Annotated in this window: 7 protein-coding genes; 3 read left to right on the top strand and 4 right to left on the bottom strand. The window is 71.0% G+C overall.

Features of this window, described 5'->3' with window-relative positions; genetic code table 11:
• Positions 1 to 7 precede the first annotated feature (7 nt).
• The 3 genes from WME73_RS01080 to WME73_RS01070 form a co-directional block, all read right to left on the bottom strand.
• A complete protein-coding gene (locus tag WME73_RS01080; RefSeq protein WP_437914472.1) occupies positions 8 to 649 on the bottom strand; it encodes a hypothetical protein in 642 nt (213 codons plus the stop codon).
• A complete protein-coding gene (locus tag WME73_RS01075; RefSeq protein ID WP_437743684.1) occupies positions 646 to 1,854 on the bottom strand; it encodes an RCC1 domain-containing protein in 1,209 nt (402 codons plus the stop codon). The genes WME73_RS01080 and WME73_RS01075 overlap by 4 nt, the downstream gene beginning before the upstream one ends.
• A gap of 395 nt (positions 1,855 to 2,249) precedes the next feature.
• Positions 2,250 to 3,170 (bottom strand): transposase, encoded by a 921-nt coding sequence (locus WME73_RS01070; protein ID WP_437917527.1) that lies wholly within the window; start codon positions 3,168 to 3,170, stop codon positions 2,250 to 2,252.
• Between the two features lie 1,034 nt (positions 3,171 to 4,204).
• Between WME73_RS01070 and WME73_RS01065 the strand changes: the two genes are divergently transcribed.
• Positions 4,205 to 6,643, top strand: coding sequence for a PAS domain-containing protein (locus WME73_RS01065; protein ID WP_437914471.1), 2,439 nt, complete (start codon positions 4,205 to 4,207; stop codon positions 6,641 to 6,643).
• A gap of 61 nt (positions 6,644 to 6,704) precedes the next feature.
• Here WME73_RS01065 and WME73_RS01060 read toward each other — a convergent pair whose 3' ends face one another.
• Positions 6,705 to 7,613: an MBL fold metallo-hydrolase gene (locus tag WME73_RS01060; protein WP_437914470.1), complete on the bottom strand. Its 909-nt coding sequence runs from the start codon at positions 7,611 to 7,613 to the stop codon at positions 6,705 to 6,707.
• A 485-nt stretch (positions 7,614 to 8,098) separates the two neighbouring features.
• Here WME73_RS01060 and WME73_RS01055 point away from each other — a divergent pair, with 485 nt between their 5' ends.
• Together WME73_RS01055 and WME73_RS01050 are read left to right on the top strand one after the other, a co-directional pair.
• Complete coding sequence (locus WME73_RS01055) at positions 8,099 to 11,383, top strand: protein kinase domain-containing protein (RefSeq protein ID WP_437914469.1); 3,285 nt, start codon at positions 8,099 to 8,101, stop codon at positions 11,381 to 11,383.
• Between the two features lie 102 nt (positions 11,384 to 11,485).
• Entirely contained in the window at positions 11,486 to 12,241 is a 756-nt protein-coding gene (locus WME73_RS01050) for a glutathione S-transferase (protein WP_437743680.1), read from the top strand.
• The last annotated feature ends 45 nt before the right edge of the window (positions 12,242 to 12,286 follow it).

The raw sequence follows: 12,286 nt of genomic DNA, 5'->3' as shown, positions 1-12,286 counted from the left end.
GCGCGCTTCAGAAGCTGTACCCCACCGCCCCGCCCAGCCGGTGAGACGAGCCGGCCGCGTTCTCGTACGCGAGCTCGACGTGGTTGGGGACGAGGAAGAGCAGGGCGTCGACGAGCAGGCAGTCGTCCTTGCCGTCGCACAGCCGCTCGTCCCGGCTCCCGAAGATCATGCGCCACTTCACGGGCAGGCCGAGGCCGAGGGCCGCGCGCGCGCCGAGCGCGCCACCGGCCTCGGGGAGCCTGTCGCTCAGCGTCCCGGCGAAGAGGTAGACCGGCGCGACGGCCAGATAAACGTAGTGGTTCATCGTGCCGCTCTCGCCGGCAAAGCCGGCGCGGAGCTCGGGACCGAGCGCGTAGCGCGCGACGCGCACCTGGCCGTCGAAGCCACGGCGATCGTCAACGTCGGTCGAGCCTGCGCTCGCCGAGAGCCCCCCGGAGAAGTACGGGACCCACGACGCGCGGTCGGGGCCCGTAGACCCGCACCAGCCGAGAAACAGCCTGCCCTCGAAGACCCGTACGCCGCTGCCCGCGCGCGCGCCGAAGGCGAGATCCATCTGAAAGGGCCGCACCGGATCGGCGAGAGCAGCGCCAGGGGCGAGGGCGCCGGCCATCCCTGCCACGGCCGCGAGCAACCGCGCGGCGCGCGTCACTGTCGCCCGGTCCCGATCTGGCCTTGGCCGTCGCTGCCCCAGCAGAACACCCCGCCCTCCTCGTCGAGCGCGCAGGTGTGCTCTCGCCCGGCGGCGAGGGCGACCGCGCGCACGTCGAGCGCCGCCTGCACCGGCGCGGAGACCAGGTTGGCCTCCTCGGAGCCGAGCTGGCCGCTCTGGTTGGAGCCCCAGCACACGACGCCGCCGTCGTCGAGCAGCGCGCAGCTGTGGCGCCCGCCGGCGACGACGGCCTTCGCACCGGCAACGCCCTCGATGAGGGTGACGCCGACAACCTCGTCGGCGCTGTCGACGATGGGCCCGCCGCCGCTCTGGCCGTTGAGGTTCCAACCCCAGCACGCCACCTGTCCCGTGCCGAGGGCAGCGCAGCTGTGGCGCCCGCCCACAGCAACGTCGGTCGCGCCGCGCACGCCCTCCTTGCGGGCAGCTCCGGCGGCACCGTCTCCCCAGCACCACACGTCGCCCTGCGCGTCGAGGGCGCACGCCTGCGCTTCGCCGGCGGCGACGCGCGCCACGCCGCGCAGCGGGAACCCACCCAGGTCGAGGACGAGCGCGGGCTCGCTCCTCACGACGGTCTCGGGATCGGAGCCGAGCTGGTGGCTCCGGTTGTCACCCCAGCAGACCACGGTGTCGGCGCCGCGCACGGCGCACGTGAACCCGAGCGATGGGTCGTCCGCCTCCACGAGCCCGCCGGCCGCGAGCTCAACCACGCCCTCCAGGTCGGGCACGTCGCGCGGTGGCACCGGGCAACGCCCACCAGCCACGACGTCCGCGCCCCCGGAAGTGTCGGCGCAGCCCGCCGGCACGACGCCGAGGGAGCCGCCCACGTCATCCCCCCAGCACCTGACCCTCCCCTCGTCGAACAGCGCGCACGTGTGCCGCGGACCAGCGGCGAGACACACGGGGTCCGCGGCGAGCGAGACCCACCTCGGGGAGGTACTCAGCGAGCCGATGGAAACGTCGCCAAGCTGGCCCGCTTCGTTGTCGCCCCAGCACGCGGTATTACCGTTCCTGAGAATCGCGCAGGTATGGTAGGCACCGGCGACGATCTGCGCCGCGGGTTCGAGCGCCTTCACGCGCACGGGGGTGAAGTGGTAGTCCTCCGAGCAGCCACCGGCGAGGGGCGCCGTGATGAGCAGCGAGGCGGCCGCCCACCGTCGGGAGATGAGACCTCTTCGTCCGATCATCATTCGCCTCGTGCGCGTGCCTGCATGAACGGCCAAACGACCCTACCCAGGTTGCGCCGCACCCCGCACGCGAAAACGACCGACCTACGTTGCGATGCGGCCAGGTTGCGTTGCGGCCGGGGGGCTGCGGCACCCCACCCCGGAATGACTATCCCATGGGTCCACCTTTCGAGAGGAATCATTCCGCTCGGCCAACCATCGCGTACAGCCCTCTGCCCCTGACGCCGCTTCCTCTGCGTTCGGCACCGCCTGCAGAGGTACGAAGGCACGGGTACACCGCCGCACGAGATTCGTCCGTCCACACCGCCGGTCCCAGACGCACGCGCCCCCACGACAAGGCACTGATGCCCTCGCCCGTCCCGCCAACCTCCCTGCAGCGCCCCACCGCTGTGGCTCTACACCGTGAGCACGACGTCGGCCACGCTGGCGCCGTGAAACGTGCGCATCCACCACGTCCCCGCGGGGAATACAGCGCTGCGTACGCCGGCACGCCATCGCTCCAGCGCCGCACGGTACGACGCTCGAAACGCACGCACAGCGGCACCTGCGACTCGCCACGCATCTCCCTGCTCGCGACCCACCGCAAACGTCGGATTGCCGTCGCGCAGCGGCTCGAAGCTCGTCACGCGCTCGTGAGGGGACACCTTGCAGGCTCTCTCGGCGCCCAAGAAGCGAAGTCCTCGCCGCTGCACCTCCGCGCGGGCCCGCGCTTCGTGTCGCTCGAGCTCGGCAGAGACGTCCTGGCGAAAGCCCTCCGCGCTGTCCTGCTCGATGGCCGGCGGCAGCGCGAGCGAGACCGTCGCTTCCTCGGGCCACTGGGGGTTTTCCGGGTCGAGATACGCCGAAGGCCGTGCTGCGCGCAGCACGCCGCGACCGAGCTCGTCCACATCCACCTTGGCGCCCGGCCACTCGCGAGCATGCTGCACCAGGCCAGCGGCGACAGGATTCGCCATGACGTAAGCAATCTTCTCCACCACCGCAGCGCGCGTCAGCAGCCGCACCACGCTCGTGGCCTCGTGGTCCCATACCGGGCCTTCCCACCCGCGAAGCACCTTCGTGCCGAGCGCGACGATGCGATGGAAGAATTGCAAGAACCGCGGCAGGACGCCCCTCGAGTCGGTCACGACCAGGTGCAGATGCGTCGACATGGCGCAGATCGCATGGACCTCGATGCTGTAACGGCGGGTCGACACCGCGAGGACGTAGACCAGGAGCTGGGTGATTGCCGCATCCGGGCGGAAGAGCAGGTGCCGGCGCAAGACGCGACGGGTGATGAGGTAGGTGGCTCCGGCAGCGATCTCGCGGGGCTGGCTCATGACAGGCGCAATAAGACAAGCGCCGTGCCAGGGATTTCCATCAATCATTTCGCGGCTCGACCAAGCTTCTTGGGTGGCGGCCGCCTGGCGGGCCGCCACCCGAGCTGGAGCCGACTAGCCCAACCTCGACTAGCCCAACCTGGGTTGCGGTTAGTCCGCCAACCGGCATCGGATCCGCTGCACCTGGTCGGTCCACAGGATCCGCCCCGCCAACCTGGGTCGGGTCCGCGCGCGGGTCCGCGCCACCAACCTGGGTCGGGTCCGCCCAACACTCACACTCGCACTGTAATTCACGTTTTCTCTTGCGCATCTATGTCGCCCAGCCGTATGGCATCGACGGGTCGCCAAGACCCTTCTGAGTGGGGGAGGATGAAAACCACCTGAACCTCGCCGCGCAAACGCCGGGGGTCTTCCTGCATGGCGTGAATCATGGGTTGCGCCTCTGCACCCCCGCGTGGAAGCGCCGCTCTCGGCTCGATGGTTCACCGGAATGCTTCTGTCCCGGTGTGATTGGCCATCACGAAGCCAGAGCCCGCGCGCCTGTGCGGCGCAACCGAGGTAGGCCACCTCCGCACGCCCGGGTGCGCGCGACGGCGTTCGACCCCTACAGCGACGATGAGACGTTGCCGTCAGTATGCAAATCGCCCACGCACTTCGAGAGGTGCGGGGGCGCTTGGCCTTCGCCACGACGAGGCGACGCCGCCCAGTAGCCGCCTCCCAGCGCGCTGGCCGCCGCGCATTTCCTCCCCGGCGTCCTCCTCAGCCAGCGCGTGCGCGGCAGAGCCGCCGCCGGCCTGCACCGGCCCGGGCCCTGGACGGCCGCGTGAACCAGGTTGCGGCGCGAAGGCTCGTGAACCAGGTTGCGGCGCGAAGGCTCGTGATAGTCTCGCTTCGCGCCCACCAGGATCCGGGTAGAAGGCGCGAGGGGCGGATTGAACAGCGACGACAGAGGGCGCGGAGCCGAACGGGGTGGACCGTCCAGGGAGCGACACCGCGGGGATCCGCCGGCGTCGGGCGACACGCTCGCCCGCGCCGTGGCCGACGCGTCGATGGCCCTCTCGCGCGCCGGCGATGACAGTCCGCAGCAAGCGATCGTGGCGGCGGCGGCGCGCCTCCTCCACGTCGACATCGCCTGCCTCTACGATGTCGCGCAGGTGCCGCACACGCTCGGGCTCGTCGCCTGCGCGGGCGGCAGCGCGGGCTCGCTGGACGCCCTCCGGCGCCTGCCCCTCGACGCCCCGAGCCTCGCCGGCGCCGCCGCCCGCCTGAACATCGCGCAGGTTGCGCCCGAGGACGAGAGCGCCGACGCGCTCCTCGACGCCGGCCATCTGCGCCGACGCTGCGGCTGCACCCGCGCGTTCGCGATCCCCATCGCCTTCGCCGGCACCCTGCGCGCGGTGCTGCTCTGCGCCACGGCGCAGCCCGCCCTCCCGCAGACCGAGCTGGTCGAGATCGCGGGCGCCCTGTCGAGCCTCTTCGGGATGGCGCTCACCGCCCCCGAGCTGCACGCCCAGCGCGCACGGATCGAGGAGCTCGAGCGGGAGAACCACGAGCTCGAGCGCTCGCGCGAGCAGCTCCACGCGACGATCGCGGAAGCCAGGCAGACGGAGGCCGCGCTCCGGCTGAGCGAGGACAGCCTCGCCCGCGCGCAGAGGTTGGCGAAGCTGGGCAACTGGGACTGGCACATTCCGAGCAACGAGCTGCTCTGGTCCGACGAGTGTTATCGGATGCTGGGCCTGTCCCGCGACGCCGGCGCGCTCACGTACGAGCGGTTCCTCGCCTGCATCCACCCGGAGGACCGCGAGGGTGTGATACGCTCCGTCGACCTCGCGCTCCAGGGCACCCTGCCCTATTGCGTCGATTACCGGATCGTCCGCCCGAACGGCGAAGAGCGCTCCCTCCACACCGAGGCGGACGTGATCCGCGCCGAGGACGGCTCTCCGCTGCGGATGATCGGCACGGCCCTCGACGTCACCGAGCAGCGGCGCGCCGATCGCGCCTTGCGGCTCAGCGAGGAGCGCCTGCGGATGATCGCGGAGCACGCGAGCGACGTCATCTTCCATATACGGCTCGGCCCGGAGGGGGGCTACGAGTACATCAACCCCGCCGTCCTCGAGCACACCGGCTATCCGCCCGCGGCCTGGTACGAGGACCCCGAGCTGTTCGTCACCCTGATCCATCCCGAGGACGTCGGGCGCTATCATGCGTTCGTCGAGCACATGGCCGCGGCCGGCGGCCGGCTCACCTTCCGGATCATCGACAGGAGCGGCCGGACCCGCTGGGTCTCGACCCACATCACGATCCAGCACGACGAGCACGGAAACCCGATCGCCGGGATCGGCATCTCGCGCGACGTCACCACGGAGAAGCTCGCCGACGAGGAGCGCGAGCAGCTCCTCGGACAGCTCGCGGCCGAGCGGCGCTGGCTCCACGCGGTCATCGAGCGCTCGCCTGTCGGCATCCTCCTCCTCGACCGGGCCGGCGCGCAGATCGCCCGGAATCGCCGTGCCCAGGAGCTCGCCGGGACAGACTCGCCGCCCGGGCCCTTGGGCGCATGGGGCCTGTGCCTGCCCGACGGGGAGCCGCTCACGGACGAGGAGCAGCCGTCGGCGGGCGCGCTGCGAGGCGAGGTCACGAGCTCGAGGGAGCTGTCGCTCCGGCGCGCCGACGGCAGCATGCTGGCGGTGCTCGCGAGCGCTGGCCCCATCGTCGACGGGAACGGCAAGCTGCTCGGCGCGGTCGTCGTCTTCGACGACATCACCCGGCTCAAGGAGCTCGAGCGGCTGAAGGAAGAGTGGACATCGGTCGTCGCGCACGACCTGAAGCAGCCCGTGACGACGATCATCGGCTACGCGACCCAGCTCGAACGGAAGCCCCAGGTCACGACCGCGGTGAAGACGAGGGCGGGACACATCCTGGCGAGCGCCAAGCGGCTCGGGCGGATGGTCTCCGATCTCACGGACATCTCCCAGATCGAGTCGCGTCGCCTCGCGATCGAGCGCGCCCCCGTCGACCTGCGCGCGCTCGTGGAGGCGGTCGTCGAGCGGATGGAGAGCGAGACCGAGGGGCGCGTTGTCGACGTCGAGAGCCGCGGGGAGATCCCGATCGTGCACGCGGACGCCGGGCGCGTCGAGCAGGTGCTCAGCAATCTCATCTCCAACGCCGTGAAATACGGTGATCCCGAGACGCCGATACAGGTGGCGCTGGAGCGGCGCGACGACGCGGTGCAGATCTCCATCCGGAACAGCGGCCGCGGGATCCCGGCCCAGGACCTCCCGCTCCTGTTTGAACGCTTCTTCCGGGGAAAGGCGAAGGAGGAGCGCGTGGTCGGCCTCGGCCTCGGCCTGTACATCGCGAAGGGGCTGGTCGAGGCCCACGACGGCAGGATCTGGGTCGAGAGCCCCGAGGGGGGCCACACGACGTTCCATTTCACGCTTCCGGTGGGCGCGGCGCCGCGCCGGGATGCAACGTAGCCCACGAGCCGCCCGGCCCTCGGAGGCGGCCTACCGAGAGGAGATGGCCTGCTGTGCGCGGTCAGCGCGCGCCCGCGACCGGAGCGGGGGTCCACAGCGGCGGCTCCGACACGTCCCTCCCCGCTCCGGCCGGCACAGCATGGCTTCGTCCGGTGATGCGCTCGAACTCCACGACGTCATGAGAGCACACGAGCCTTACCTCGTGGCCGCGCTCCTCGCGCAGCGCGCGCAGCCGCCGCTGGTTCTCGAGCCGCGCGCCGCGGTCCTTCTCCATCATGAACTGATAGAGACGCAGACCCGGCGTGCACGCCGGCCGAACCGGGTCCATCTCTCGGTGATAGAAGTAGGCGTCGCCGGCGAGGAGCAGCCAGCCGCCGTCGCTCCGGATAGCCACGCCAGCGTGGCCCAGCGTGTGACCGATGAGCGGGACGAAGAGCACCTCGTCCTTCAATCCACCCACCGGCCGCGCGCCCTCGAAGCCAAACCAGCGCTCGCCACCGCCCGAGGGGTAGGTAATCCAGCTCGGCTGCGTCGACCACTGAGCCGGCCGGTAGCGCATCCGGTCGAGGAGCGTCCGCCGCGCGATCGCGGCGTCACGCTCGTCGGCGAGCAGATGGACCTGCGCTCCAGGAAAGTCGTCGAGGCCTCCGGCATGGTCGAAATCGAGGTGGGTGAGCACGATATGGCGGACCTCCTCGGGTCGAAGGCCGAGGCGCTCGATCTGCCGGCGCGCGGTCATCTCGGCGCGAAACTCCGGTCGCACGAGGAAGAGGAAGAACCGGCTGAGCCGCTTCCTCGCCATCGAGACGTCCAGCAGCCCAAGCCCGGTGTCCACGAGGACCAGGCCGCTCTCCGTCTCGAGGAGCAAGCAATGGCACGTCAGCCGCCCGCGGAGCCCCAGCGTTCGCCCGTCCATCAGCGCGCCGCCGACCGGACAGGTCGAGATGCAGTTGAGATGATGGATTCGCACGGACGCATCCCCCCTTCGCGGCTACCCTGCCCCCGCGACGACCGCTCGACGAGCTGGCCCCGACGCGAGCCCACGGCGCGGTGTGCGCTCGAACTGCTCATCGCGCCCCGCTCGCCGGAGATCACAAGACCAGAGCCAGGGCTCACCGGAGCGCATGAGGCGCTGTGATTGCACGGTGTATGCCGATCTCCGGGCCCCAGACGGCGTAAACGACGGAAAACCGGACGCCTGCCACGGGCGGAGGCGCCCCGCACGGGAGGCTCCCTGGATGGGCCGCCTCGACGTTCGTGCCGCGCCTGGACACTTCCTGACCCGGAGCGCCCCCATGTCCGCGCCAGCGCCACCGCGCGCCACCCGAGCTCCGCCGCGGCGCGCGCTTCCCCGCGCCCGAGCAGGAGCCCTACTTCCGGGGCGGCGTTGCGACGAGCTGGTAGGCGCGGGCGCGCAGGTTCTCCTGAGGCGCCAAGGCTGGTACGCTGGGCGATATGTCGGATGAGAGTGCCCGCCGTCCGTACCAGGCCACCAAGCCATCCGCTCGCGGAAGCGACTCGACCGGGGCCAGGAGCGTTGGCCCGGGGGATGTCGTCGGCCAGCACTTTCGGATCGACGAGCTCCTGAAGAAGGGAGGCATGGGCCGGGTCTACCGGGCAACCGATCTTCGCCTCGGCGAGCCGGTCGCGCTCAAGCTGATGGATCCGGCGATCGTCGGCACGGAGCGGGCGCGCGCCCGCTTCTTCCGCGAGGCGCAGACAGCGGCGAGGCTGCGGAGCAAGAACGTCGTGCAGCTCCTCGAGTTCAACGTCGATGCAGCCACGCAGGTGCGCTACATCGCCATGGAGCTCCTTCGCGGCGAGGACCTGGCCCAGCGGATCGCCCGCGGGCCGCTCTCCTATGAACAGACGAAGGCGATCCTCGGCGATGTCTGCAGCGCGATCGCCAAGGCCCACCGCATGGAGATCATCCATCGCGACATCAAGCCGGCCAACGTCTTCCTCGTCGAGGACGACGATGGCCCGCTCTGCAAGGTCCTCGACTTCGGGATCGTCAAGCTCGGTGACCTCGGGCTCGACCCCCATGGATCCCCGCAGACGGACGCCGGCGCCACCCTGGGCACGGTGAGCTACATGAGCCCGGAGCAGATCGCCGACGCCCGTGGGGTCGACCTCCGCGCGGACCTCTGGTCGATCGGCGTGATCGCCTACGAGTGCATGACCGGGCAACGGCCCTTCCGCGGCGAGTCGCTCTTCGAGCTCGTCCACAAGATCTGCTTCGATGTCCCGGCCCCGCCGTCGCGCCTGGCAGACGTCCCGAGCGGCTTTGACGCCTGGTTCGCCCGGGCGATCCACCGCGACCTCGACCGCCGGTTCACCTCCGCCCGCGAGCTCATCGAGGCGCTCCGGGCGCTCGCCGGGCGCCCGCCGGAGCCGCCCCTGCCCCTGCCCCGGCCCTCGCCGCCCGAACCCCCCACGAACCAGAGCTGGGCCTCGGACGCCAACCAGATCGATATCGGCGCCCTCAAGGACCTGACCTTCAAGAACGCCGTGGTCCGCGAGTTCCTCGACAGCGCCAACAAGCACTTTGTCTCGGGGAGCAAGGGGCTCGGCAAGACCCTCCTCCTCACGTACAAGCGCTCGGTCCTCAGCGAGATCTACCTGGCGGCGACCGGCCGCGAGCGCCGCCACGCCGCCGTGCAGTTCATCCCGGAGGGGCGGCCGTACCTCGATCTGATGGGCGATCTGCCCAGCGTCGATCAGACCCGCAGCGACCTCATGTCGGGCCTCCACGAGTGCAAGCGGCTCTGGAGCTTCAGCTTCCGCATGTCGATCGTCTCCTACCAGTCCGCCGCCGCCGGCGCCGGCGATCCCGCGGATCTGGCGCCGCTCCCCCGGAGCCTGCGCGGGCTCCTGGAGGGCCGGCCGGTCGAGCCGACGATGGTGCTGAAGGAGCTGCTCTCGCTGACCGTCCGCCAGATCAACCAGGTCGTCGACGCGATGGAGCGCCCGCTCGAGCGGCGGCTCCGCTCGCTCCACAGCGGCGTCTTCATCTTCATCGACAAGCTCGATCAGGCGCTCCGGCGGCTCCCGCGGGCCGCGTGGATCCACATGCAAGCGGGGATGATCGAGGCCGCGTGGGATCTGATGAACGCCAACCGGCACGTCAAGATCTTCGCCACCATCCGCGAAGAGGCGTTCTCCGCCTACGAGTCCGACATCAAGACCAACCTCTACGGCGCGACGTCGACGCTCCGCTACGCCAAGCACGAGCTCTTCGAGCTGCTCGAGAAGCTCACGTATTATTACGAGCGGCTGCCGCTCCGCGAGTTCATCCACCTCGACGTGGTGAGCGCGGGGCGCTCGGCCCGCGGCGAGTCGACCTTCGACTTCCTCCACCGCCACACCCTCGGGCGGCCGCGCGACCTCGTGATCCTCGCCTCGGAGATCTCGCGCAACCGAAAGGCGCTCGACGAGCGGACCTTCACGCAGATCGTGCAGCGCACCAGCGCCGGCCTCCTCGTGGCCAACATCTTCGACGAGATGCGGGTCTTCCTCGAGGTGCTCTGTCACCGCGACAAGCGGGCTCGCTTCCTCGGCCTCCTCCCCTGCGACGTCCTCACCCACGACGAGGTGGTCGAGGTCTGGTGCAGGTTTCATGAGGTCGATCGCGCGTTCTACGACGCCCACGGCAGGGAGGCCGACGACGTCTACCACCCTTTCCGCGAGCTCTTCGAGTGCGGCCTCCTCGGGGTGCTCGGCGCCGATCCGGGGGCCGAGCGCCAGGTCCAGCGCTTTCGCCAGCCGCACGACGCCGTCGTCGGCTCGCGCCACGAGCTGCCGCGCTCGCGGTATTACCTGCTCCACCCTTCCCTCCGCGCGTTGATCGAGCCGCTCCCCGGCGGCGGCCGGTTCCACGCGATCCGCCATGTGATCATCGGCCACGGGGAGCCCTGGCCCCGCCACTGGGACCTCGTGGTCGACGTCCAGCGCGAGCTCTTCCGGCGCCCGGACGCCGACGAGGAGATCGGCGGGGCGGTGTTCTCCCTCCTCGACCGCCTCGCGACAGAGATCGCCGACGGCGAGGGCCCCGACGCCGCGCGGCGGGCGATCGCCGCCTCCCCCACCTTCGCCCGCCTCAGCGCGCACCTCGAGCGAATCCACTGGGACGACCTCCACCTCACGCTCCTCGAGCTCTTCCCCGACGAGCGGCGAGAGGAAACGGAGCCGACCGACCGGGTGGAGGTGGCGATGCTGCTCATCGACATCGTCCGGTCGACCCACATGATCCGCAGCATCGGCGACACCGGCTTCGTCGACCACCTTCACCGGCTCCGCGGCTCCCTCCGAGGGGCGACGAACCCGCGCCTGCTGAAGGGGACCGGCGATGGGTACCTCGCGGTCTATCCCACCGTGGCCCGCGCCGTCGACGCGGCCCGCGTGCTCCGCCGCACCGTCGACGACCCCGCCCAGCTGCGCCTCGTCGTCCACTGGGGCTGGGTGCGCATGAGCGATCACGACGTCATCGGCACGGAGGTCCATCGGCTCTTCCGCATCGAGGCGGTCACCGAGGAGGATCGCGCGGACGAGCCGAGCTCCGGGATCGGCCTGCCGCGCCCCGGCCGCGTGACGCTCTCGCGCTCCGCGGCCGCCGCGCTCCCCGACCCGTCGCGCGCGGACTTCCGCCGAGCGGGCGCGTTCCGGCTCAAAGGGTTCGACGATCCCGAGTCGATCTGGGTGGAGATCGACGAGAACGACGAGAACGACGCCTGCCCGTGAGATCGCTCGCGGTGAGCCCGAGGGCCCACCGACGGGCCGCGCCCTCGGCCCGCGAGCGATCGGCCGGAGGCGCGCGGCGGTGTGTGGTAGCCTGCCGGCGCCATGACGGAGCTACTTGGCCTCGTTTTCTCGCCGTGGACGGAGAAGGCTCGCTGGGCGCTCGACGTCCGGCGCGTCCCCTATACCTTCCGGCACTACCAGCCGCTCGTCGGTGAGCCGGCGCTCCGGGTGAAGCTCCGCCGGCTCACGGGCCGTGTCTCGGTGCCGGCGCTCACCACCGACGACGGGCGCGTGCTCGGGGACTCGGCCGACATCGCACGCTGGGCAGACGGGCGCGGCGCGGGACCGACCCTGTTCCCTGTCGAGCACGAGGCCGACATCGCGCGGCTCATCGATCTTTCGGAGCGCGGCCTCGCCGCCGGGCGCGCCCGCGCGCTGACACGCATGCTGGCCGACGACGAGGCGCTCGCCGAGATGGCGCCGAGGCCGATCCGCCGCGCGCTCGGCCCCCTCGCCTCGCGGCTGGGAGCGCTGGGGGTCGCCCGCACCCTCCGCAAGTACGACGGCGACAAGACCGACGGCGAGGCGCACCGGCAAACGCAGGTCGCCGTGCTGGAGGAGATCCGCGAGACGCTCGCGCGGGCGGCGCCGTCCGGAGACGCGCCGCGGACGCTCCTCGGCCGCTTCACGTTCGCGGATATCGCGATGAGCCAGGTCCTCGTGAACGTCGCGCCGCCCGCCCAGCTGAAGCTCGGCGCCGCCAGCCGCCGGTGCTTCTCCGACCCCGACCTGCGCGATCGCTACGACGACCTCGTCGCGTGGCGCGACGAGCTCTACCGCGCCTTCCGGACGAGCTGACCTGCCCGGCCGGGCGAGCGCGGCATCTCGAGCGCGGTGAAGCCC

The organism is Sorangium sp. So ce302, assembly GCF_051530145.1.
GTDB classification, from domain to species: Bacteria; Myxococcota_A; Polyangia; order Polyangiales; family Polyangiaceae; genus Sorangium; species Sorangium cellulosum_B.
The sequence above is the reverse complement of the archived record's forward strand: the minus strand, read 5'-3'. Positions and strand labels throughout refer to the sequence as shown.

What these genes read in the sequence shown, in the direction of transcription:
- WME73_RS01070 (WP_437917527.1), bottom strand. Translation starts at nt 3,170, where the DNA reads ATGAGCCAGCCCCGCGAGATCGCTGCCGGAGCCACCTACCTCATCACC.
- WME73_RS01050 (WP_437743680.1), top strand. Translation starts at nt 11,486, where the DNA reads ATGACGGAGCTACTTGGCCTCGTTTTCTCGCCGTGGACGGAGAAGGCT.
- WME73_RS01075 (WP_437743684.1), bottom strand. Translation starts at nt 1,854, where the DNA reads ATGATCGGACGAAGAGGTCTCATCTCCCGACGGTGGGCGGCCGCCTCG.
- WME73_RS01055 (WP_437914469.1), top strand. Translation starts at nt 8,099, where the DNA reads ATGTCGGATGAGAGTGCCCGCCGTCCGTACCAGGCCACCAAGCCATCC.